Here is a 24298-nt window from a genome sequence, read left to right as displayed (position 1 = left end):
CTCAGTCAATTTTGTTGTGCAGATCAGCAGATTCATTGCCATCGTCTGCAGCGCTTTCGGCGGCTGACTTGGCATCATCATTGCGCTTGGCATCAATGCGTTCCAGGTAATCCGCATCAACGGTACCGGTTACGTAATTACCATCAAAGACACAGGTATCGAAATCTTTGATCTCCGGATTAAAGCAGCTGACAGACGCCTTAAGGTCGTTCAGATCCTGATACAGCATCCAGTCACAACCGATGTATTCACCCACTTCATCCGCAGTACGGCCATGAGCAATCAGCTCAGTGGCGGACGGCATGTCGATACCGTAGACATTCGGGTAACGCACTTCCGGGGCAGCCGATGCGAAGTAGACCTTGCGAGCACCGGCGTCACGCGCCATCTGCACGATCTGCTTGGAGGTAGTGCCACGCACGATGGAATCATCCACCAGCATCACGACCTTATCACGGAACTCGGCCTGAATCGGATTCAGCTTCTGGCGCACGGACTTCTTGCGCTGGGTCTGGCCCGGCATGATGAAGGTACGCCCGATATAACGGTTCTTTATGAAGCCCTCACGGAAGGTCACGCCCAGAGCGTTAGCCATCTCCAGCGCAGCCGTGCGACTGGTGTCCGGAATCGGAATGATCACGTCGATATCATGCTCGGGCATTTCACGCTTGACCTTATCGGCCAGCTTGACGCCCATCTCCATACGCGAGTGGTGTACAGAGACACCATCGATAATGGAATCAGGACGCGCCAAGTAGACATACTCAAACAGGCAAGGCGCAATCTTGCTTTCGGTGGCGCACTGGCGCGTAGATACTCGACCTTCGGTATCAATGAAGATCGCCTCACCCGGTACCAGGTCACGTACCAGCTCGAAGCCGGAGGTATCCAGCGCCACGCTTTCAGACGCGACCATGTACTCTTCTTCGCCCTGATCATTGACGCGCTTGCCATAGACCAGAGGACGAATACCACAGGGATCACGGAAGGCAACGATGCCATAACCGGTGATGATGGCAACCACGGCATAACCGCCCTGGCAACGGCGATGAACCTTCTCGACCGCCTGGAAAATATCATCGGCTTCCGGCGTCAGCTTGCCGATCTGCTGCAGCTCATGAGCAAAAATATTGAGCAGCACTTCAGAGTCGGATGTGGTGTTGATGTGACGCAGATCAGAGCGGAAGATTTCATCAGCCAGCTGATCGGCGTTGGTCAGGTTACCATTGTGTGCCAGCGCAATGCCGTACGGCGAGTTAACATAGAACGGCTGCGCTTCAGCTGAGCTGGAACTGCCGGCAGTCGGGTAGCGCACATGGCCGATCCCCATATTGCCGTTCAGCTTTTTCATGTGGCGAGTGCGGAACACCTCGTTCACCAAGCCGTTGTCCTTACGCAGATAGAAGCGGTTGCCTTCGCAGGTCACCATTCCGGCCGCATCCTGGCCGCGGTGTTGCAACACCGTCAACGCATCAAAAATAGTCTGGTTTACAAAGGACTTGGCAACAATGCCGACGATACCGCACATTCAATCCACCTCAGAAGGATGTCACTAATAGAGAGGCGCCAAGCAGGTTGCTCAGCGTCCGATATTCCAGATCACTTGCCCGACGTCACTGGCCACCTGGCGGGTCCAGCCTTCAAGCAATACAAAATGGGGAATCAGCTCTGATTCCAGCCACCAGCGGTCCTGAACCGCCGGGGTCATGCCCAACAAGGCGACGATCACGATGATGACCAGGCCACCGCGCACAGCGCCAAACCCCATGCCCAACACTCGGTCGGAGCTGGTAAGACCCGTCGCATTAACCAGCGCAGAGAACAGCGTGCCGACAAGCGCACCCGCGATCAACGTGATGATAAACAGAATAGCAAAGGCCGATACCAGGCGCAGTGAAGGGGTCTGAATATAGGACTCCAGCAGCACGCTTAAGGATGGCGAGAACAGGCGAGCCAGAACGAAAGCGGTGACCCAGGTCAGTAGAGAGATAGCCTCACGCACAAAGCCCCGCTTGAGGCTCATCAGGCTTGAGATCGCTATTATGGCAAGAATGGTCCAGTCAGCCCAGTTCATCGTCGTTCGCCAGTGTCGAAAACAGCGCGCATTCTAACAGAGCCCAAGGGGCAACCCAATGGTGAATTCACTGTGTTGTAAATCGAACGATCATACCCTCAAGGGAGTAATCACGCTTAAGCCGAGCCTGCAACTGCTCCAGTCGGCTACGCTGCAGATCAGGGCCTACAAATACACGAACCATATCCGGCCCATGTCGGATATAGACCTTGTACCCCGCCCCGACCAACTCCTTGCGTAGTGACCGGGCATTTGCCTCATCACGGAAGCTCGCCAACTGCAATGTCCAGGCAACCGGAACCTGCTGCTGATCAAGCGCCGGGGTATCAGAGGTTGCGTCGATACTGGGCCGTGCCTTTTCAATCGCCGACCGCAGGGCTGGCGAAGGCACCTTGACCACAGCGGGCGCTGCCGGATCCGCAGGTGCGGCACTGTCCGGCAACGCTTGCCGTGTCGGTTCTATATCAACCGCTTCAGCCATTTGTGGCGCAGGAGGCATTCGCTCCTGCAGATGACGCTCGCGATAACCACTGCCATCAAGCAGTAGCGGAAACAGAATGACGGCCGATACGATGACGGCAGCGGCACCCACCAACCGCTTCTTCTGCTGTTCAGTCATCAACAGGATGCTCCTGTACGCAGTGCCAGAGCCTCGGCAACGGTAAAGAAGGAACCGGCAATAACCACCCCCCCCTCAGGCTGATTTAGCTGCAGATACTCAACCGCGCTTTTAACACTGGCAGCCGGGTGTATCGCCTTCATTGGCACCCCTGCCTTCTGCAGAGCGGTCACTAATACCTCCTTATCGGTACCTCGAGGCACCGACAGCGTGACCGGATACCACTGGCCGACCACCGGAGACAGCTGCTCGACCACCGCCTCGATATCCTTGTCTGCCAGCATTCCCAAAACCAGATGAATCGGCTGTCCCGCTTCTTCACGAAGCCGGGACGCAAGATAGCTCGCGGCCTCAGGGTTATGCGCCACATCCAGCGTTACCGCCAGCCCACCAAGCCGAGTGCGCTGCATACGCCCCGTCAGACAGGCCTGTTCAAGCCCCTGCCGAATCGCCGCTTCACTGACCGGCTTGGGCAGGAACTGCAGGATCTGCATCACCAGAGCAGCATTGGCAAGTGGCAGCCCAGGCACGGGAAGTTGCTCATAGCGGCAGGAAACCCCGTCAGCACTCACACCCTGCCAGTTCCAGCCATCAGCCTGTCGCTCATAGCGGTAGTCAATACCATTGCGGCACAGAGGTGCAGCAATCGCCTCGGCATGCCCAACCAGTCGTGCAGGAGCATCAGGATCTCCGCACAGTGCAGGCTTGCCTGAACGAAACACACCTGCCTTTTCAAACCCGATCGACTCGCGATCAGGCCCGAGCCAGTCCATATGATCCAGCGCCACGGTGGTCACGACTGCAATATCGGCATCAACGATGTTGATCGCATCCAGACGCCCGCCCAGCCCCACTTCCAGCAACGCCATATCAACCTTCAGCTGACTGAAGACCAACAGCGCGGCGAGAGTACCGTATTCGAAATAGGTCAGTGGCGTTTCGCCCCGTGCCTGTTCGATTGCGGTAAACACCTCGCAAAGCAACTCATCCGAAACCGGCTCGCCATTGACGACGATACGTTCGTTGTAGTGCAGAAAGTGGGGTGAGGTATAAACCCCCGTACTGTAACCCTGCTGACGCAGCACAGCGTCCAACATCGCCAGGGTCGAGCCCTTGCCATTGGTACCTGCAACCACGATCCGGGTACTGTTCGACAGGTCGATCGGCAAACGCGCAGCCACGGCGGACAAGCGCGTCAAACCAAGTTCGATCTCACTGGGGTGACAGGCCTCGATACGGCTCAGCCACCCCTCAAGCGTTACCGGATAGGCACTGCCACTCATTCTTTGCCAGCATCCTGGTCTGCTTCAACCACTTCGCCCTCTACAACCGGCGTCGCTTCCGCTGCCACACTGCTATGAGTCAGCTTGCGCAGAATATCGGCAAGACGGGTCGGGAGGTCATTACGACTGATGATCATATCGACCTGACCATGTTCCAGCAGAAATTCGCTGCGCTGGAAACCCTCAGGCAGTTTTTCACGCACGGTCTGCTCGATAACACGCGGGCCAGCGAAACCGATCAAGGCATTGGGTTCAGCCACATTCAGGTCACCCAGCATTGCCAATGATGCCGAAACACCACCATAAACCGGATCAGTCAGAACGGAAATGTAGGGTATACCTGCCTGTTTCAGCTTCTCCAGTGCAGCACTTGTTTTCGCCATCTGCATCAGAGATATGAGCGCTTCCTGCATCCGCGCACCACCAGAAGCGGCAAAGCAGATCAGCGGGATGCGCTCTTCCAGCGCGACACGCGCTGCGCGAACGAACCGTTCACCAACGACCGCACCCATGGATCCCCCCATGAAGTTGAATTCGAAGGCAACAGCTACCACCGGCAGCCCCTGCAGGGAACCACGCATGGCGATCAAGGCATCCTTTTCGCCAGTCTGCTTCTGGGCCGCAGTCAGGCGATCCTTGTATTTCTTGGAATCACGGAATTTCAGGCGATCCACCGGCGTCACATCGGCAGCCAGTTCCTGACGCCCCTCGTCATCAAGGAACAGCTCCAGGCGGCGGCGCGCGTTAAGGCGCATATGATGATCACACTTGGGGCAAACGTTGAGATTCTTCTCAAGCTCAGGCCGATAGAGGATGGAATCGCACTTGGGGCATTTTTTCCACAAACCCTCGGGAATATTGGTGCGCTTTTTTTCGTTGCGCACCAGGGAAGGCACGATTTTTTCCAGCCAGTTACTCATGGTTCACATTCCTATTGTCGCCTGCCAGCCCTTTCCAGGTGCAGGCTGATGGAAATCACATACTCTAATTCACACTGCTTTAAGGCTGCTTAACGGCGGCCATGAAAGCATTAATTTTTGCCGCATCTTTACGCCCGGGAGCGGCTTCAACACCACCCGAAACGTCTACGGCATAGGGTGATACCTGTGCAATCGCCTGTGCCACGTTATCGGCGTTCAGGCCGCCAGCCAGAACTACCCGTGATGCCAGGGATGACGGAATCAGCGCCCAGTCAAAAATTTCTCCAGTCCCACCCGGGACTCCAGGCCGGTATGCATCAAGCAGGATGCCCCGCGCACTGGGATAGCAAGCAACCAGTTCCATAAGGTCCAGCTCGGGACGCACCCTGAACGCCTTGATATAGGGACGCATAAAAGCGCGACAGAAACTTTCCGGCTCATCACCGTGAAACTGCAACAGATCAATACCGGTCTGTTGCACTGTGCTTGCCACTTCAGCATCTGAGGCGTTGACGAACAGCCCCACCGTCGTCACAAACGGTGGCAACTGTCGGATGATATCAGCGGCAACCTCTGGCTTCACGAAACGCGGGCTTGGCGCATAAAACACAAAACCCAGCGCACTAGCACCAGCCTCGATCGCAGACATTGCATCCGCCAGGCTGGTAATCCCGCAAATTTTCACCCGTGTAGTCATGCTTTATCCCGAAAAATGACGCAAGCCGCTAATATTAACAAAGCCGCTTCAGGGCGTCAGTCCGATGTTTGCAGAAAATGCGGCCCGAGCGGCACCTTCGGCAGCTTAAACAGATCCGGGTAGCGCACATCAACGAAATAAAGTCCGTCAGGCGGCGCCGTCACGCCGCCCTGGCGACGATCCTTTGCCTTGAGCACCTCAAGCGCCCAATCCGGCGAGCGCTGCCCTGACCCGACTGCCATCAAAACCCCTGCGATATTCCTCACCATGTGGTGCAGAAACGCATTGGCGCTGACATCAATGACAATCAGTTGCCCGCTACGATAGACACTGAGGTTGCGAATCTCACGAACAGGACTGCGCGCCTGACAACCTACGGCACGGTAAGAAGTGAAATCATGCTCACCGTGCAGGTGCTGAGCGGCCAACTGCATGCGTTCAACATCCAGCTTTCGATGCGTCCAGGTAACACCACCGGCAAGAATCGCCGGACGTGTCGGCGAAGTATAGATCAGGTAGCGATAACGACGCTCCCTGGCCGAAAAGCGGGCATGAAAACACCCTGGCACCTTGGTTGCCCACTTGATCGAAATATCATCAGGCAGATGACTATTAGTGCCCAGCGTCCAGGCCCGCTCATCACGCTCAACCCAGCTGTCAAAATGAATAACCTGATGACTGGCATTGACGCCGGCATCGGTTCGACCGGCACACACCACCTGAACCGGATGGTTGGCAATCACGGAGAGAGCCTGTTCAACCTTAGCCTGTATGGTAGGGACATTATCATATGCCTGCAGCTGCCAGCCCCGGTAGGCCGCACCAACATATTCAACACCCAAGGCATAACGAAAAGGGGCGATCGAAATCGCCCCGGAAGAGTTGTTTTTACTCATCAAATATCTTGATCAGGCCAGCGTCTCCAGAAGTTTCTGCGCTTCATCACGCTGAGTATTGGAGCCTTCGCTGGTAATTTCATTAAGGATATCGCGCGCACCCTCAGTGTCTTCCATTTCGATATAGGCACGCGCCAGATCCAGCTTGGTTTCGATTTCATCCGCATCGCTGAGCAGGTTCATCTTATCCAGAATATCGTCCTGCTCATCGCTGCGCTGCTCATCCAGTTCGATGTCATCATCGGTACTGCCAAGCAGCTCTTCTACTTCACTGTCCAGGTCCATCTCCAGATCATGGGAGATGTTGGCCGTCAGCTCTTCCTCCACCTCTTCACTGGTCAATGCCGTGGCAAAAGCCGCATTTTCAACTTCTTCCTCTGGATTAAAGGAAGACAGCAAGCTTTCCAGATCATCTTCGGCGGATTCAGTATCAATCGCTGCGGGCTCATCATCCGCAAAGCCAAGATCGAATTCAAGTCCGTCATCAGTGTCGGTTTCGGACTGATCATCACCACCCTGCAGCATTGCCTCGAGAGCAGGATCGATCTCAAACTCAACTTCTGGCGCCGCCTCGACGGTTTCATGCAGACTGTTGTCAACTTCTGCATCACTTTCGGACTCAACGGACAGAGCAGAGCCAGCGTTGAACTCAAGCGCATCATCTTCGCCGGAGTCCACACCCAAGGCAATATCAAGCTCGTCCACATCATCGGCCGAGCCATCTTCTGCTGTCACGCTATCACTGAGCAGGAAGTCCAGTTCATCATCAACATCCTGTTCAGCCAGCATCGCATCCAGCTCGCTCGGCTCTTCTTCCGCCTGCTCCAGGGTAAAGTCAAGCTCATCGGCTGCTTCAATGATTTCAGGCTCGTCAGCAGCACTCGCTTCGATTTCTTCCTCAGCCCCAAGCTCAGCCATGGGCTCATCATCCAGCCCAAGATCAAACTCGGCCGAGTCGACACCTGCCAACTCACCTTCCTGCGGCTGATCCAGATCATCGAGATCCAGGTCCAGATCCATATCAAGATCCAGCTCCTGCAGATCCTGCTCAAGGTCTCCTGCCGCAACTTCATCCTCATCCGGCGCCAAAGAATCCATCGGCGGGCGTACAAAATCAGCAGCATCATCAATAATTGCATCATCTTCAGCAGCATTGGCCGCCACTACGGCCGCACCACCCGCCACAGCCGCTGCAGCCAAACCAGCCGATGCCACATCAGGCACAGCATCCCTGTCCTCTTCACGCAGGTCATCAGGTACATTGACCAGTTCGCGCTTACTCTCATCACCTGAGCGCTTGCGGCGCAGGAACAACCAGACCCCACCCAGAAGGGCAATAGCAGCCCCCAGACCACCCAGCACGGTCGGATTTTCAAGCAGCGAGGTCGAATCCTTTTCGGGTTTTGCCGGCACTTCTACCGGGGCTGCCTGCGGTTTGGTCAGTTCAGCCTGCAAGGTCGACATCTGCTGCGACTGCAACTCCAGCAGTCGACTTTGAGACTCCAGCTGTTCCAGCACAGAGCTGAGCTTGTCATTCAAATCCGCGTTATCGCGCTCAAGACGATCAATCTTCTCCTGCGCCATGAGCACTTCATCTTCCAGACGCTCCGCAGCAGCGGAAATCACCTGCCCACCGGACTGGTCAGCGCCGGCAGCATTCTCTTGCGCATCGCTGTCGACGCTACTGGTGGCCGAAGTGAGCTGCTGCGCTTCGACCGACTCCTCCGGCGGCGCCAGAACAGTCAGTTTGCCCTCGTCCTGTGTAGCAACCGCAGTCGACTCAGACTCAACCTGCGGAGCGGTTTCTTCCGCCTTGGGTGTATCGGCAGCCTTGCTGACATCCAGTGGAGCCTTTGCCGCAGCCTTGGGTGAATTGCGACCTTCACGCCACAACTGCATCTGGCGCGCCACTTCAGCAACGGATTCACGATGACTTAACTGCTGAGCTTCGGCGACGGATGGAATATCCATCACCGTCCCGGCCTTGAGGTTATTGATATTCCCTGAGGGGAAGGCCTGCGGGTTCTTGCGCAGCAGGGCCAGCATCATCTGGTGCTCGGTGATACCTTGTGGCTTGGTCTTTTTGGCAATTTCCCACAGGGTGTCATTGACCCCAACATACACCTGCGTTTCGCTATTGGCACGGGTGCGGATATTGCTGCCCGACGGGGTTACTGGACGGGCATCTGCAACCTGCGGCCGAGCTTCGACGGGTTCAACCCGGGCTACACTCAGGCGCTGTGCTACAGGAGAGGCTTCGAAAACGGGAGGATCCAGCAGCAGGGTGTATTCGCGCACCATACGACCGCTGGGCCAGTTCACTTCGACCATGAAGTTCAGGAATGGCTCCTGCACCGGCTCGGTCGATTTCAGGCGAATACGACCAGTGCCTTCAGGCGACACCAGAACCTGAAACTGAATATCGCGAAGATAGCGCGCCTGACTGCCGCCAGAAGCGGTTGCATACTCATCCAGCGAGGCCATTCTCGGCTGAATCTGCAGCGGGGAGAGATCACGTACCTGCGTCAGTTTAATCTCGGCATCAAGCGGTTCATTCAGTGCCGAATTGACTTGAATCTCCCCGAGCCCAAGGGCATTAACCTGTGACGCCCCCAGAGCTGCTGAGACCGCAAGGCTTAAGGCTAGTTTACGCAGCATCGGTTACTCCCTTTGGTGTAGTATGCGCGCCCTCTCCATTTCTCGATGAATCAGAGGGTTACGGATCCATATTTTGTGCAAGTATTATGTTTAAACAGCAGAGGGTCAACCGCACTCTCTGCTGCTATTTTGCGACTATTCCTGCAGCGCCAGTGCAATTTCCAGCGCCACCAGCGCGCTGCCTCGACCCAGATCATCACTCAGGGCATGCAACCCGAAGCCACTGTCACCCGAGGCATCCGGCCTGATTCGATTGACGACAACAACATCCTGCCCGATGACGTCATTCACCAGGCTGGCCGGCTTTTTCGCCGCCTGATCGAAACGTACGCCTTTGGCCTTGTCCATCAGCAGCTGGAGATTGTCGACCTCCAGTGACTGGCGCGTTTCCGCCTGTGCAACGACCACATCACCGTAAAACACGGGGACACGCACGGCACTCACATCCAGCTCCAGGTCTTCATCTCCCAGCAGCTGCGGCAACTGCTGCAGTACCTGCTCCTCCAGCGAGGTGTAACCGGAAGGCTGAACCTCTCCCACACTGGGAATCAGGTTGAACGCGATCTGGCGCTCAAAATAATCAGCATCCACATCCCGACCATTGAGCAACCTGGCTGTTTCCGAGGCCAGGGCCTCAACACCCTTGCGGCCCGCTTCAGAAGCCGCACAGAGCACCGTCAGGTTGAGCTTAAGTATCTGATATTCATGGTGCAGCGGTGACAGTGCCAGCGCAGCGGTAATAGTAGCCGATCCCGGCACACCGATAATACGACCTGCGTCAATCGAACCGAGCACCTCACCATTGATCGCAGGCACGACCAGCTGCGGCTGCTCACCATAGTGTTGCGGATAGAGGTCAATAACAATCGCAGAGGACAGACCTTCCAGCGTTTTGATCGTATCGGCATCCAATTCAGCCATACAGACAAACACCAGCGCCAGCCCCTCACCGGTAAACTCATCAAGCGGCCGAGTGCGGCAGGCACTGCCTCTGAACATCAGGCTACGCCCGGCACTGTCAGCCTCTTCGTACAGCGACATGGTTTCAACCTGCAGCGCTGACTCATCCAGCAGCTCCAGCAACTTTTCCCCTTTCAGGGTATCCGGTCCGATTAAAGCAACGTTCATTGACATCTTTTCAAGGGTCTCACAAAGCAAAACAGCCCGGGCAAACGCCGGGCTGAGAGGTGTTACAACAGATCTGCTCGATTATCGCTCAAGCAGGATGCGCAGGATACGGCGTAGCGGTTCAGCCGCACCCCAGAGCAACTGGTCACCGACGCTGAAAGCGTTCAGGTAGTCAGGCCCCATCTTCATCTTGCGCAGACGACCGACCGGAATGTTCAGCGTACCGGTCACCTTGGTCGGCGACAGATCACTGATGGTCGCTTCACGCTCGTTCGGCACCACGCTGACCCAGTCGTTGGCCTCAGCAATCATCTGCTCGATTTCATCCATCGGCAAGTCCTGCTTCAGCTTAACGGTGAAGGCCTGGCTGTGACAGCGCATGGCACCGATACGTACACAGGTACCATCGATCGGGATCGGACTGTCGGACAGGCCCAGGATCTTGTTGGTTTCAACGAAGCCCTTCCACTCTTCCTTGCTCTGACCATCAGCCACAGCCTTGTCGATCCAGGGAATCAGGGAACCGGCCAGCGGCACACCGAAGTTATCAGTGGCGAAGGCGTCACCGCGCATGGTTTCGACGACCTGGCGGTCGATATCCAGAATCGCGGACGCCGGATCAGCCAGCAGTGCTTCGGAACCGGCATGAATCTGGCCCATCTGAGTAATCAGTTCACGCATGTTCTTGGCGCCGGCACCGGATGCAGCCTGGTAGGTCATGGAAGAAATCCACTCAACCTGACCAGCCTTGAACAGGCCACCCAGCCCCATCAGCATCAGGGATACGGTACAGTTGCCGCCAACAAAATTCTTGATACCGGCATCGATACCGCGGTCAATGACATCACGGTTAACCGGATCCAGTACGATCAGGCTGTCATCAGCCATACGCAGGGTTGAAGCTGCATCGATCCAGTAGCCATTCCAGCCGGACTCACGCAGTTTCTGGAACACTTCCGTGGTGTAGTCGCCACCCTGACAGGAAACAATGGCGTCCATCTGTTTCAGCTCTTCAATATCACGCGCATCTTTCAATGCGGGAATATCCTTGCCGATGTCAGGACCTGCTGCTCCAGTCTGAGAAGTGGTGAAGAAAACCGGCTCAGCAATATGATTAAAATCCTGCTCTTCCAGCATGCGCTGCATCAGAACAGAACCGACCATGCCACGCCAGCCGACAAAACCTACACGCTTCATTCGTGCCCCCAATATTGTTGTAGTGCTGTAAAACAAAACTCTGGCCAGGCCAGACGGACGCCCGACAGCGACGGGCATCCGCTTATACTCAAGAGATCAAGCGTTGAGTGCAGCGACAACTGCATCACCCATCTCTGCGGTGCTGACCTGACGCATACCCTCGGACATGATGTCACCGGTACGCAGCCCCTGATCCAGCACCTTGCTTACAGCCGCTTCGATCTGATCGGCTGCCTCACCCTCATTCAGAGAGTAACGCAACATCATAGCGACTGAGAGGATGGTTGCCAACGGATTCGCCTTGCCTTCGCCCGCGATATCCGGAGCTGAACCATGGCAAGGCTCGTACATGCCCTTGCCGTTTTCGTCCAGCGAAGCGGACGGCAGCATGCCGATTGAACCGGTCAGCATGGCTGCCGCATCAGACAGGATATCGCCGAACATGTTACCCGTGACCATCACGTCAAACTGCTTGGGCGCACGCACCAGCTGCATCGCCGCATTGTCCACGTACATGTGACTCAGTTCAACATCCGGGTATTCCTTGGACAGCTCTTCCATGATCTCGCGCCAGAGCACGGTCACTTCCAGCACGTTGGCCTTGTCGACAGAGCACAAACGCTTGTCACGGGCACGGGCAGCTTCAAATGCAACACGGCCGATACGACGAATCTCATTCTCATCGTAAACGTAGGTGTTGAAGCCCTCACGGATACCGCCTTCCTTCTCGCGCACGCCACGCGGCTGACCGAAGTAGATGCCGCCAGTCAGCTCACGCACGATCAAAATATCCAGACCGGACACCACCTCCGGCTTCAGAGTAGACGCATGTGCCAGCTGCGGATAAAGGATGGCCGGACGCAGGTTACCGAACAGACCCAGCTGGGAACGAATACCCAGCAGCCCTTTTTCGGGACGGATGGCAAAATCCGGGTTGGTATCCCATTTCGGACCACCGACAGCGCCCAGGAGGATGGCATCAGCCGCCTTGGCAGCCGCCAGGGTTTCTTCCGGCAGCGGCACGCCGGTCGCATCGATGGCAGCACCACCGACCAGCGCTTCATTGATCTCCAACCCCATGCCGTGGCGCTCATTGACCAGTTCCAGCACCTTGCGCGCTTCGGTTACGATTTCAGGACCGATGCCGTCACCCGGCAATACCAGTACATTCTTGCTCATGTCACTATGTTCCTTGAATTCAAAAACGGTTACTTGATCGCATCGAACAGCCAGGGTGCTTCCTGACGGCGGCGCGCTTCGTAGGCCTTGATCTCATCGGCATGCTGCAACGTCAGACCGATATCATCCAGGCCGTTCAGCAGGCAGTGCTTACGGAAAGCATCCACTTCGAAGCCAAACTCTTCACCAGCCGGGGTTACCACGACCTGACGCTCCAGATCGACTGTCAGTTCATAGCCTTCAGCTGCATCCACTTCACGGAACAACTGATCGACCTGTGCTTCCGGCAACACGATCGGCAAAAGACCGTTCTTGAAGCAGTTGTTGTAGAAGATATCGGCAAAGCTCGGTGCAATCACCACACGAATGCCAAAATCATCCAGTGCCCAGGGCGCGTGCTCACGACTGGAACCGCAACCGAAGTTTTCACGCGCCAAGAGTACACTGGTGCCCTGGTAGCGCGCCTTGTTGAGCACGAACTCCGGGTTCAGCGGACGACCTGAGCAATCCTGGTCCGGCTGACCTTCATCAAGGTAACGCAGCTCATCGAACAAATTGGGGCCGAAGCCGGCACGCTTGATCGACTTCAGAAACTGCTTCGGTATGATCATGTCGGTATCGACGTTGGCACGATCCAGCGGTGCAGCAATACCGGTGTGTTGGGTAAACTTTCTCATCTCGCTCTCCCGTCTTACTGCATCAATTCACGTACATCAACGAAGTGACCGGTCACGGCCGCTGCCGCCGCCATCGCCGGACTCACCAGATGGGTACGGCCACCGAAGCCCTGACGACCTTCGAAGTTACGGTTGGAGGTAGAGGCGCAGTGCTCTCCCTGCCCCAGCTTGTCCGGGTTCATCGCCAGACACATGGAGCAGCCCGGCTCACGCCATTCCAGACCGGCTTCCGTAAAGATCTTGTCCAAACCTTCTTCTTCCGCCTGCGCCTTGACCAGACCCGAGCCCGGCACCACCAGCGCCTGCTTGATATTGGCAGCGACCTTGCGACCTTTCACCACCTCAGCGGCAGCGCGCAGGTCTTCGATGCGCGAGTTGGTGCAGGAACCGATAAAGACACGATCCAGCTGGATATCAGTGATTTTCTGATCGGCCTGCAGTCCCATGTACTGCAGGGCGCGGCGAATGCCATCCGCCTTGACCGGGTCGGTTTCGGATTCCGGATTCGGCACCAGCGCACTGACCGGCGCCACCATTTCAGGAGAGGTACCCCAGGTCACCTGCGGCAAGATATCTTCCGCCTTGATTTCAACCACGGTGTCGAACTGCGCATCTTCGTCAGACACCAGCTCTTTCCAGGCCGCCGCGGCAGCACCCCACTGTTCTTCACTGGGCGAGAACGGACGACCACGGAAGTATTCGATTGTGGTCTCATCAACCGCGACCAGACCGACACGTGCACCGGCTTCAATCGCCATGTTGCAGATCGTCATGCGCCCTTCCATGGAGATGGAGCGGATCGCACTGCCACCGAACTCAACCGCATAACCGGTACCACCTGCAGTACCGATCACGCCGATGATGTGCAACACGACGTCTTTCGCCGTGACGCCGGCACCCAGCTCACCGTCAACACGCACCAGCATGTTCTTCATCTTTTTGGCAATCAGGCACTGGGTTGCCAGTACATGCTCAACCTCGGAGGTGCCAATACCATGCGCCAGGGCACCGAAGGCACCGTGGGTAGAGGTATGGGAATCGCCACACACCACAGTGGTACCCGGCAACGTCATGCCCTGCTCGGGTCCGACGACATGCACGATACCCTGTCGATGATCGTTCATCTTGAACTCGGTAATACCAAATTCGTCACAGTTGGCATCCAGTGTCTTGACCTGAATGCGCGACACAGGGTCGGCAATCTGATCGACGCCAGCCGAACGTTCAGTGGTCGGCACGTTGTGATCAGGAGTCGCCAGGTTGGCGTCGATACGCCAGGGCTTGCGACCAGCCAAGCGCAGACCTTCGAACGCCTGCGGTGAGGTCACTTCATGCAGGATCTGACGATCGATATAGATCAGTGCACTGCCGTCATCGTTCTGGCGCACCAAGTGGGCATCCCAGAGCTTGTCATATAAGGTTTTTCCGGCCATGTTGCTCTCCTGTAAATTGATCCGGTCTCATGGCGATTTGGACTCATCCTAATCCAGCCCAACCAAACAAACAAATTCATAATTTTTATATTTTGAATTCCCCTTGGGAATATATAAACTACCCAGCTTAACTATTATCGACCCTCATACTTCATGGATACTGCCGGCCTACACGCTTTTGTCACTGTCGCCGATACCGGCTCCTTTTCTCAGGCGGCTCAGCTGCTGTTTTTAACCCAATCCGCGGTCAGCAAGCGCATTGCTCTGCTTGAAAGCCAGCTCGATTGTCGCCTGTTTGACCGTATTGGTCGCCAGGTGTTGCTGACCGAGCCCGGCCAGGCTCTGCTCCCCAAAGCCCGCGATATCCTTGCCGCCATGGATGATGCCGAACGGATGCTGGGCAACCTGTCTGGTCGTGTAGTCGGTCGACTGGCCGTAGCCGCCAGTCACCACATCAGCCTGCACCGCCTGCCACCACTGTTGAAACGCTTCGTTGAAAATTATCCTGAGGTCGAACTGGATTTGCAGTTTGCCGCCTCAGAGGTCGCCTATGAAGGTGTTCTGCGCGGCGACCTGGAACTGGCCCTGATCACACTGGCACCGGAGCAGGACGAACGCATCTGCGCCCGCACGGTCTGGAGTGACCGCTTGCAGTATGTGGTTGGCCGCAATCACCCCCTGGCCGCCAACATCCACCCGGACCTGACCGAACTCAACCGCTACCCCGCAATCTTGCCCGGCCCCGATACCTTTACCCACCAGCGCGTACGCCAGCAACTGGCCCGCCAGGGCCTGGAACTGAACCTGGGCATGAGTACTGACTATCTGGATACTATCCGCATGATGGTCAGCATCGGCCTCGGCTGGAGCCTGCTGCCGGAAACCATGATTGACGATCAGCTGGTTCGCCTGGATACCGGCACCGAAGCAATCGTTCGCCCCCTGGGATACATCCACCACCGCGACCGAACCCTGAGCAACGCCGCCCGCGAGTTGGTCCAGCTGCTTGAAGCAAGCGTTTAACAACTTTCAGGCATGGTTTAAGATCAACAGTCTAACCGCCCCCGGAGACGTGAAGTGAGCGAGCAACTGCTGAACATGATGCGCCAGTGGCTGGAACAACTGGAGCAGGGACAGAACAGCCCCCATGCAAGCCGTTATTGGCAGGAGCTGCAGTCACAGCTGTCGCAGAACGCATCTGAAGGGGTATCGCCACTCCAGGCGGACCTGCTTTACCGTATCACTCGCCAGAGCGAACACTTCCGTCACTTTGCCGCCGACCTTCTCAAACTGTGCGACGAACAACAGAGCATCGCTCCCGAGCAATTGATCGACAGCTTTCGACAGCACCTGGATCAGCTCAGCCTGGACTGGGTATTGTCGAACTGGCCACTACCCGAACAGCTTGCAGCCACCCTGGCGCTTCTGACCGGTCAGGACTCGCCACTGCATGCCGGCTTGAAGCAGCTAAACCCGTTACTGCAGCAATTACTGGGAATACTGGAACCACAGCTTCAGCCCTCCGTGCTCCAGCAGCTGCGTAACAACCTGAACCTGCTGGAGGCATTCGAACGTGCGCGCGAACGCTATCTGCTACAGCTCGGCCACATTAACAGTGAGGCCCTGGTCAGACTCGGCCATGAGCTGGCCGGCAGCAGCATTTCCGATCTGGAACAGCTGCACCACCTCTGGTTCCGGTGCTATGAAGAGTGTTATCAGCAGCGACTGAACCAGCAGGACTACCAGCAAGCCTTCGGCGCCCTTTGCAATGCCGCCATGGCCATGCGTCAGGGCTGGCAACAGCAACTTGATCTGCTATATGCCAGATGCGGCCTGGTCACGCTGTCACAGTATGACGAGCTGAGCCGCCAGCATCACGAACTACGCCGCCGCGTACGAATGCTTGAGCGCCAGCAGGGCTCTGCACCACAGGGACATCCACCCCATTCCAAGGACTCGCATGACGCGAATTAAAGTTGACGCTCTCCGTATTCAGCAACAGGCAGAGCAGCAGCAGGACCTTGCCCGTCGCATCAATTCCACGGCGCGAAGCACCTGCCCACACTTGCCAACACCTCACCGGGTATTGATGCGCAGCGGCAGCCTCCAGCTTCTCAAGTTTGAGCCAGTCACCGAGTCACGAATCAAAACACCGCTCCTGATCTGCTATGCATTGGTAAACCGCCCGTGGATCCTGGATTTAAGCCCGCAGCACTCCATGATTCGCAGTTTGCTGGCAGAAGGCATTCCGGTATACCTGATTGACTGGGGGTATCCCGGCCGCTGTGACCGACACCTGACACTCGATGATTACCTCACCGATCTGCTTGACCGCTGCGTCGACAAGGTCTGCACAGACAGCGACAGCAAGTCAGTCAACCTGATGGGGGTATGCCAGGGCGGTGTATTCAGCCTGTGCTACAGCCTGCTGTATCCGCAAAAGGTGCTCAACCTGATCACCATGGTCACACCCGTCGACACCTCCGTGAGCCGCTTCACCCTTAACCGCCTCACCCGTGAGATCGATATAAAGCTGGCCACTCAGACCTATGGCAATCTGCCAGGCCTGCTGCTCAATGAGCTCTTTACAGCTCTGCAACCGATGCGATTGGGACTGGAGAAGCGACTCGCTGCCAGCCGGCAGCTTTGCGCAGACGACGCAACCGTGCAGCATTATCTGCTGATGGAACAATGGCTACAGGACTGCCCGGACCTTGCAGGAGAAGCCCTGCATGATTTCATCGGGCTTTTTTTCCGTGACAACGCACTGATGTCACGGCAAGGGTTCAAGCTGGCGGGATCAACACTCCGGCTGAAGACGCTTTCGCAGCCACTGCTTAATATCTATGGCAAACGCGATCAACTCGTTCCACCGGAGGCCTCGTCGGCACTGAAGCCGACACTGAAAGGAAAAGATTACAGCGAGATAATCGTGGATGCTGGACACATCGGCGTGCTCAACGGAGGCAGAGCCCTGAAGACCCTGCCACCGCAGATTCGCACTTGGCTGCAAGAACGCGAGCCGGCCTAGCCGTTACTTATCGGTCTCATCCTTGCTGCCAGCAGCTTCGGATGGACTTTCCGTGCCTGCCGACTCATTCTTGGCCGCTTCAGCCTGCTCTTCCTCGGCCGTACGCGGCGCGAACATATTCCAGACCGCCATATTTTGATCAGCGATGCGGCCCATCATGGTCAGCGGATTAGCAGCCCCCATCATGGTCTGCATCTGCTCACGGATACGATCCTGATGCTCCAGAAAGGCCGCGATGCTCTGCTCCAGATACTGACTCATCATCCCCTGCATACTGTCACCGTAAAAACGGATCAACTGCTGCAGCACCTGGTTTGTCAGCAGGGTTCCATGACCCTCTGCCTCCTGCTCACTGATGATCTGCAGCAGGATATTACGCGTCAGGTCATTGCCGGTCTTGGAATCCTGAACCTGGAAGTTTTCACCATTGAGCACCAGCTGCTTGACGTCCTCAAGGGTGACATAGCAACTGCGTGATGTATCGTACAGGCGTCGGTTGGTATATTTACGCAGAATCCGCACGGCTGATTCTCCTGCTCCACTCTGGCTCATCCACTCTTTCCATTCAGTCGGCGTCGCGCTTGTCCTTCCCGTACTGACTCATCATTCCGAACATCAGTTTCTGGAAGGCCTCCATCGAGCCGATACCACTGTTGAGGTAGGGTTTCAGCAGCGTCAACGGGTCATACCCCTCAACACCCGCATCCATCTGCTCCCTGACCTTGTCGATCATTTCCTGCTGCAGCGCGGCAACATCTGGCAAACCCAGCGTCCGCCGCAGCTCTTCGGGCGTCATTTCGATATCAATTCTGAAATTCATGCCTGGTCACCCGATCTAAAAAGGTTCACTTCATACTATAGCAATAGCCCTTTAAAACAACATTATCCGTCATTTTGCTGCGCTTTATCCGGGTATATCCAGATTAATGTCAACACAATTGCCAGCACCGACACCACCGCTGCGAGCGCAAAAGTCGAAGCGCCCCAGCCACTCCAGAGCTGACCAGCCACAACGGCCCCCAGAGCACCACCGGCCCCGAAACCGACACTGGAAAACAGGGCCTGGCCACGCCCTTGGGTGGATGCTGAGAAGTAATGCTGCACCAGCGCGATGCCTACGGCATGCAAACTGCCAAAGGTCGCCGCGTGTAAACACTGGGCGAACAACATTACTTCCAGACGCTCAGGCAGCCAGGCCGTCAGTGACCAGCGCAGCACGCAAAGTACCAGACTGACCAGCAGGATGTACCGCATACTGAACCGCTCAAGCAAGCGCGGCATGAAGGCAAAGAGGACAACTTCCGCAACCACCCCCAGCGCCCAAAGCAAGCCGATCTCAGCCCGGTCATAACCAAGTTCCTGCATCATCACGCTATAAAACGTGTAATAGGGCCCGTGACTGAGCTGCACCAGAAAACAGACCAGGAAGAACACAATAACCTGAGGCTGACGCAGAATAGGACCAATAGCGCTTCCTCCTGCCTCTTCAGACAGCGCTCGGTCAGTACAGGAGTCGAGCAACAGGGTGTTCAACCAGATCAGTATCATCAGCCCCAGCACCATCACCGGCAGCCATTCGATGCTCAGCCAGTCCAGCACCCAGCCGATCAACACTACGGCCAGGATAAAGCCGATCGAACCCCATAGCCGGATGCGACTGTACTGCGACCGGTTTTCCCCCAGACAGGTCAGGGTGATCACTTCGAATTGCGGCAAGACCGCATTCCAGAAGAAGCTGAACAGTGCCATCACCAAAGCGATGCCCACCGCCTCCGTTTGCCAGAAGATCGCCAGAAAACAGACCCAGCTGGCCAGAGCGCCCAGGCGCACTATAGCCACACGTCGCCCCGTTCTGTCTGCCAGCCAGCCCCAGAGGTTCGGCGCCAGCACCCTTGAAACATGGAGAATCCCCATCAGCCAACCGATAGTAGCCGCATCCAGCTTCAGCCACTGCAGATAGAGCGTCCAGTACGGCAGCAGAGTGCCCAACAGGGCAAAATAGAACAGATAGAACCCGGACAAACGAAAGTAAGGCATGGCGATCCAAACATGAAAAAGCCGGCACAGTGGCCGGCTTGAGTATCAGCGTGATGACTTGGCTTTACAAGTCATCCAGTGCGCCCAGCACGTACTGCGGCAGCGCGAAGCTGGCAACATGCAACGCCGGGTTGTAGTACCGGGTCTGGATGCCACTGCGCTCAAAGCGTTCGCGGATCAGCTCGACGCTCTGCTGACGCAGCTCGGTATTGTCGGTGGCCCAGGCAAAGGCCATGACACCACCGACATAGGTCGGCACCGCGGCATTATAGAAGCTCTGATCCGCAAAATAGGGACCCAGACGACGACGAGTGGTGACCAGCTCTTCCGGCTGCATGAACGCAACACCGTTCTGAGCCACAAATACGCCACCTTCCGTCAGGCAACGCTTGCAACCTTCATAGAAACGACTGGAGAACAGCACCTCACCCGGACCCATCGGATCAGTGCAGTCGGAGATGATTACATCAAAGGTTTCAGTGCATTCGTTGACGAACTCGACGCCATCGGCAATGACGATATTGGCACGAGAATCGTCAAAAGCACCTGCAGAGTGGTTCGGCAGGTACTGCTTGCACATATCGATCACGGCCTGGTCGATCTCGACCTGGGTGACATGCTCGACTGATTGATGACGCAGCACTTCACGCAGGATGCCACCATCACCACCACCGATGATCAGCACACGCTTGGCATTGCCATGGGCCAGAATCGGCACATGGGTCATCATTTCGTGGTAGATAAACTCATCACGCTCAGTCGTCTGAATGATGCCATCCAGAGCCATCACCGTGCCGAACTCACTGTTACGGAAGATGATCAGCTCCTGGTGCTCGGTGCGATGTTCGAACAGCACCTCATCCAGGGTAAAGCTTTGACCGTAGCCCTTGTACAGGCTCTCAAGATAGGTAGTCGTCGTCATCGATGCTCACCTTGCCACGCAGAATTTCTTCGACATTCACCTCTGTCGGTGCGAATGCCGCTTCCAGAACGGGAACCGCCTTGGCAGGCTCTGACTCACCGCACATGAAGACATCAAAAGCCGCAAAATTGCGTTCCGGCCAGGTGTGCACACTGATGTGGGACTCAGCCAGCACCGCCACCCCGGAGATACCGCCGTTCGGTGTAAAGTGGTGCAGGTGGATATGCAGCAGTGTTGCCTTGGCCGCCTTGATCGAATCACGCAGGGCCCTCTCCATCACTTCCAGATCGTCAAGGCGGGAAGCACCGCGCAGATCGATGATCAGATGGGTACCAGCATAACGGTGACCGTCACGCTCGATGAAGAAATCCAGACGCTCCTCATCGTCGCCCTGGGTATAGGCGGGCCACTCGGCAACACTGCCTGCAGCCTCTTGGTCGTTCACTTCAGACGCCAGGTCAATAGCTTCTTGCATGGGGATGACTCCAAACAAGTCTGTGCTTACACAGAGTTCATAAAAACAAAAACCCAACCTTTCTGGCTGCGCCAAAGTTCGATGAAAGCTTTACTGTCACTGGCTGATGCGTCATCAGGCACCGTCCAGATCGCTCCATGAACTCTGCACACCCCAAAAGGTTGGGACGTATCAAATTCTGCCGCATTTATACCGCGTTATGCCCAAAATTCAAGCAAAAACGCCCGGCCGTCACGAAAAAATCATCTTTTTACCGTAACATCAATCGGTTAACGCTCAGAGCTGCTTCAGCACCGGCAAACCTGAGGCCACGTCAGCATTCTGCCCCCGGTCACGCATCAGGTGATCGAGCAATACGATCGCCATCATCGCTTCGGCAATCGGCGTCGCGCGAATGCCAACACAAGGGTCGTGACGGCCCTTGGTCACCACCTCGATCTCCTCACCGGCAGCATTGATGCTGCGACCCGGCAACCGCAGGCTGGAAGTCGGCTTGAGTGCGATATGCGCCTCGATCGCCTGGCCGGTGGAGATACCGCCCAGAATGCCGCCGGCATGGTTGGACAGGAAGCCCTCCGGCGTCATCTCGTCACGGTGTTCGGTACCCTTCTGATTGACCACCGCAAAACCGTCACCGATCTCGACCCCCTTGACCGCATTGATACTCATCAAGGCATGCGCCAGATCGGCATCGAGTCGATCAAAGATCGGCTCACCCAAGCCAACCGGCACACCGGTGGCCTGCACGGAGATGCGCGCACCGATGGAGTTCCCCTCCTTGCGCAGCGCATCCATATACTCTTCCATCTCGGCCGCTGCCTGCGCATCCGGCGAAAAGAAGGGGTTCTGTTGAACCTGATTCCAATCAAAGCGATCCATGTCGATAGCGATCGGCCCCAGCTGGGACAGATAACCGCGCACCTGCACACCTTTTTCGGCCAGCACCTTCTTGGCGATGGCACCGGCGGCAACACGCATGGCAGTCTCACGTGCCGAAGAACGGCCACCGCCACGGTAATCGCGGAAGCCGTACTTGTGAGAATAGACATAGTCGGCATGAGCCGGGCGGAAGGTTGCGGCAATATTGGAATAGTCCTTGGAGCGCTGATCGGTATTCTCGATCAACAGCCCGATCGGCGTACCGGTCGTCTTGCCTTCGAATACACCGGACAGAATGCGGACCTGATCCGGTTCGCGACGCTGGGTGGTATGACGGGATGTACCGGGCTTGCGACGATCCAGATCCGCCTGCAGATCGTCCTCGTTCAACGCGATCCCGGGAGGACAGCCATCGACGATACAACCCAGCGCGGGGCCGTGGCTTTCACCAAAGGTCGTGACTGTAAACAGTTTTCCAAAGCTGTTTCCGGACATAGTGCTCTTACTCTATAACTGTCGGATGCAGGCCGGGATGGCCGCACCAGAATTCATAACAAATGACGATGCGCACGCAACTCGGCCGCAGTAATGACGAATACACCGTTACCACCCTGCTCCAGCTCAATCCACACCAGCGGCAGCTCAGGCATACTCGACATCAGGTGAACTTCACTGTTACCCACCTCAACCACCAGCAACCCATCTTCAGTCAGGTAGTCGGCCGCCTCACGCAGAATTCGGCGCGTAATATCCAGGCCATCGGGCCCAGACCCCAGCGCCAGCGCCGGTTCATGACCATACTCGGCCGGCATGCTGGCCAGGTCATCAGCATCCACATAGGGCGGGTTGCTGACGATCAGGTCGTAGCGTTCACCCGGTACCGCCGCAAACAGGTCGCCCTCACAGGCGCGCACACGATCGGACAATTCATGACGTTCAATATTCTGTTGTGCAACAACCAGGGCATCAGTAGATAGATCTGCCAGATCCACTTCGGCTTCAGGGAAAGCGAAGGCACAGGCGATACCGATACAGCCACTGCCGGTACAAAGGTCAAGAATGCGCTCAACCGGTCCCGGGCGAAGCCAGGGTTCAAAACCCTGTTCAATCAGCTCGGCAATGGGCGAGCGAGGAATCAGCACCCGCTCGTCAACATGGAACGGCAGCCCCATGAACCAGGCCTCACCCGTTATATAGGGCAGCGGCCTGCGCTCCTCAGTGCGCTGGCGAACATAGTCCAGCACTTTCAGCTTTTCAGCCGGCATCAGCCGAGCATCAAGCACGGCCGGGTTTGCATCCCAGGGCAGATCCACGGCATTCAGCACCAGCTGACTGGCCTCATCCCAGGCCGACACATGACCGTGGCCAAAAAAGACCTGATGCCGGTTGAACTCGCTCAATGTCCAACGGATATAATCGCGGAGGGTAAACAGATGCTCGCTAATCGCGGCTTGATCCGACTTCATAGTTCGCCTGATAATAAGTTTCGCTGCATTAAGGGCGATTATGTTAATGAAAACCCCCGATGAACGCCATGTCTTATCCAACTGATACAGATTCCGACGACAATCTCGACTTCAACAGCGCCATGCAGGGCGTTAAACCTTTGTCGCATGACCGCCATATCGAGCCTGCCATACTCAAGCCCAAACTCAAGGTGACGAGTGATCAGGCATCACGCTATCGCCGTGCCGCCGCTGCCGAGGAGATCGAACAGGTGATCGATGGCCTGTCATCAGAAGCCAGCGAGATTGTGGAATCCCACGACGAGCTTCTGTTCGCCGCGCCCGGCGTACAGATCCGTATGCTCAAACGCCTGCGCCAGGGACACATCCCCTGGGAGGCCGGGCTTGACCTGCACGGCTACACCGTCGATCAGGCCCGCGACGAGCTCAGCGCCTTCATTCGTGATGCTGCCCGCCAGCAATTGAGAGCGGTCATCGTGGTCCACGGCAAGGCCCATACTCAGCCGGGGCAACCTGCCCTGCTAAAATCCTGCGTCAACGACTGGTTGCGACAACTGGACCCGGTACTGGCCTTTTGCTCGGCACAGGCGAAAGATGGTGGCACCGGAGCGGTTTATATTCTGCTGCGGCGAGACCGTTGAGTTTCCATTCCCGCCCCTTCAACCACCGCAATTCAGCGTCTATGCTTGTGGGAGCCCGTACCAGAGCGCGGCTCCCTTTCCCAGGA

General features: G+C 56.5%; 24 protein-coding genes. 4 read left to right on the top strand and 20 right to left on the bottom strand.

Annotated elements, in window-relative coordinates; translation table 11 throughout:
- Position 1 precedes the first annotated feature (1 nt).
- From purF to leuC, 13 genes are all read right to left on the bottom strand, one after another.
- The gene (gene purF / locus ABD013_RS03455) at positions 2-1528 is read right to left on the bottom strand and encodes an amidophosphoribosyltransferase (RefSeq protein WP_343802330.1); all 1527 of its coding nucleotides are present in this window, start codon (positions 1526-1528) and stop codon (positions 2-4) included.
- Positions 1529-1579: 51 nt separating this feature from the next.
- Complete coding sequence (locus ABD013_RS03450; RefSeq protein WP_343802328.1) at positions 1580-2074, bottom strand: CvpA family protein; 495 nt, start codon at positions 2072-2074, stop codon at positions 1580-1582.
- A 67-nt stretch (positions 2075-2141) separates the two neighbouring features.
- Complete coding sequence (locus tag ABD013_RS03445) at positions 2142-2693, bottom strand: SPOR domain-containing protein (protein ID WP_343802325.1); 552 nt, start codon at positions 2691-2693, stop codon at positions 2142-2144.
- Positions 2693-3976 (bottom strand): bifunctional tetrahydrofolate synthase/dihydrofolate synthase, encoded by a 1284-nt coding sequence (gene folC / locus ABD013_RS03440; RefSeq protein ID WP_343802322.1) that lies wholly within the window; start codon positions 3974-3976, stop codon positions 2693-2695. The genes ABD013_RS03445 and folC overlap by 1 nt, the downstream gene beginning before the upstream one ends.
- Positions 3973-4896 (bottom strand): acetyl-CoA carboxylase, carboxyltransferase subunit beta, encoded by a 924-nt coding sequence (gene accD, locus ABD013_RS03435; protein ID WP_343802319.1) that lies wholly within the window; start codon positions 4894-4896, stop codon positions 3973-3975. The genes folC and accD overlap by 4 nt, the downstream gene beginning before the upstream one ends.
- Before the next feature lie 79 nt (positions 4897-4975).
- Positions 4976-5593, bottom strand: coding sequence for a phosphoribosylanthranilate isomerase (locus ABD013_RS03430; RefSeq protein WP_343802316.1), 618 nt, complete (start codon positions 5591-5593; stop codon positions 4976-4978).
- Positions 5594-5649: 56 nt separating this feature from the next.
- Positions 5650-6489: a tRNA pseudouridine(38-40) synthase TruA gene (truA, locus tag ABD013_RS03425; RefSeq protein ID WP_343802313.1), complete on the bottom strand. Its 840-nt coding sequence runs from the start codon at positions 6487-6489 to the stop codon at positions 5650-5652.
- Positions 6490-6501: 12 nt separating this feature from the next.
- Complete coding sequence (locus ABD013_RS03420; protein WP_343802310.1) at positions 6502-9147, bottom strand: motility hub landmark protein FimV; 2646 nt, start codon at positions 9145-9147, stop codon at positions 6502-6504.
- A gap of 135 nt (positions 9148-9282) precedes the next feature.
- On the bottom strand, positions 9283-10275 hold the full coding sequence (locus tag ABD013_RS03415; protein ID WP_343802308.1) for an Asd/ArgC dimerization domain-containing protein: 993 nt from the start codon (positions 10273-10275) through the stop codon (positions 9283-9285).
- 81 nt (positions 10276-10356) lie between these two features.
- Positions 10357-11472 (bottom strand): aspartate-semialdehyde dehydrogenase, encoded by a 1116-nt coding sequence (gene asd, locus ABD013_RS03410; protein ID WP_343802305.1) that lies wholly within the window; start codon positions 11470-11472, stop codon positions 10357-10359.
- 96 nt (positions 11473-11568) lie between these two features.
- Positions 11569-12651 carry a 3-isopropylmalate dehydrogenase gene (leuB, locus tag ABD013_RS03405; protein ID WP_343802302.1) on the bottom strand — a complete coding sequence of 361 codons (1083 nt, stop codon included), beginning with the start codon at positions 12649-12651 and terminating at the stop codon, positions 11569-11571.
- A gap of 29 nt (positions 12652-12680) precedes the next feature.
- A complete protein-coding gene (gene leuD, locus ABD013_RS03400; protein ID WP_343802299.1) occupies positions 12681-13328 on the bottom strand; it encodes a 3-isopropylmalate dehydratase small subunit in 648 nt (215 codons plus the stop codon).
- Between the two features lie 14 nt (positions 13329-13342).
- Positions 13343-14761, bottom strand: a complete 1419-nt coding sequence (gene leuC, locus ABD013_RS03395) for a 3-isopropylmalate dehydratase large subunit (protein WP_343802296.1) — start codon at positions 14759-14761, stop codon at positions 13343-13345.
- A 153-nt stretch (positions 14762-14914) separates the two neighbouring features.
- Between leuC and ABD013_RS03390 the strand changes: the two genes are divergently transcribed.
- The 3 genes from ABD013_RS03390 to ABD013_RS03380 are packed head-to-tail and all read left to right on the top strand — an operon-like array spanning position 14915 to position 17792.
- Positions 14915-15784: a LysR family transcriptional regulator gene (locus ABD013_RS03390; protein ID WP_343802293.1), complete on the top strand. Its 870-nt coding sequence runs from the start codon at positions 14915-14917 to the stop codon at positions 15782-15784.
- A gap of 54 nt (positions 15785-15838) precedes the next feature.
- Positions 15839-16735, top strand: a complete 897-nt coding sequence (locus tag ABD013_RS03385) for a poly(R)-hydroxyalkanoic acid synthase subunit PhaE (RefSeq protein ID WP_343802290.1) — start codon at positions 15839-15841, stop codon at positions 16733-16735.
- A complete protein-coding gene (locus ABD013_RS03380) occupies positions 16722-17792 on the top strand; it encodes an alpha/beta fold hydrolase (RefSeq protein WP_343802287.1) in 1071 nt (356 codons plus the stop codon). The genes ABD013_RS03385 and ABD013_RS03380 overlap by 14 nt, the downstream gene beginning before the upstream one ends.
- Positions 17793-17795: 3 nt before the next feature.
- On the opposite strand, the gene phaR is transcribed toward ABD013_RS03380, so the two are convergent.
- From phaR to prmB, 7 genes are all read right to left on the bottom strand, one after another.
- Positions 17796-18344: a polyhydroxyalkanoate synthesis repressor PhaR gene (gene phaR / locus ABD013_RS03375; protein ID WP_343802284.1), complete on the bottom strand. Its 549-nt coding sequence runs from the start codon at positions 18342-18344 to the stop codon at positions 17796-17798.
- A 13-nt stretch (positions 18345-18357) separates the two neighbouring features.
- Complete coding sequence (locus ABD013_RS03370; RefSeq protein ID WP_343802281.1) at positions 18358-18612, bottom strand: DUF6489 family protein; 255 nt, start codon at positions 18610-18612, stop codon at positions 18358-18360.
- Positions 18613-18674: 62 nt separating this feature from the next.
- A complete protein-coding gene (locus ABD013_RS03365) occupies positions 18675-19829 on the bottom strand; it encodes an MFS transporter (protein ID WP_343802279.1) in 1155 nt (384 codons plus the stop codon).
- Positions 19830-19893: 64 nt separating this feature from the next.
- Complete coding sequence (gene speE / locus ABD013_RS03360; RefSeq protein ID WP_343802276.1) at positions 19894-20751, bottom strand: polyamine aminopropyltransferase; 858 nt, start codon at positions 20749-20751, stop codon at positions 19894-19896.
- On the bottom strand, positions 20729-21226 hold the full coding sequence (gene speD, locus ABD013_RS03355) for an adenosylmethionine decarboxylase (protein WP_343802273.1): 498 nt from the start codon (positions 21224-21226) through the stop codon (positions 20729-20731). The genes speE and speD overlap by 23 nt, the downstream gene beginning before the upstream one ends.
- A gap of 276 nt (positions 21227-21502) precedes the next feature.
- Positions 21503-22600 (bottom strand): chorismate synthase, encoded by a 1098-nt coding sequence (aroC, locus tag ABD013_RS03350; protein ID WP_343802270.1) that lies wholly within the window; start codon positions 22598-22600, stop codon positions 21503-21505.
- A gap of 53 nt (positions 22601-22653) precedes the next feature.
- Entirely contained in the window at positions 22654-23571 is a 918-nt protein-coding gene (prmB, locus tag ABD013_RS03345; protein WP_343802267.1) for a 50S ribosomal protein L3 N(5)-glutamine methyltransferase, read from the bottom strand.
- A gap of 68 nt (positions 23572-23639) precedes the next feature.
- Between prmB and ABD013_RS03340 the strand changes: the two genes are divergently transcribed.
- A complete protein-coding gene (locus ABD013_RS03340) occupies positions 23640-24212 on the top strand; it encodes a Smr/MutS family protein (RefSeq protein WP_343802264.1) in 573 nt (190 codons plus the stop codon).
- Positions 24213-24298: the final 86 nt, after the last annotated feature.

Source organism: Marinobacterium maritimum, from assembly GCF_039523155.1.
Taxonomy (GTDB): domain Bacteria; phylum Pseudomonadota; class Gammaproteobacteria; order Pseudomonadales; family Balneatricaceae; genus Marinobacterium; species Marinobacterium maritimum.
The sequence above is the reverse complement of the archived record's forward strand: the minus strand, read 5'-3'. Positions and strand labels throughout refer to the sequence as shown.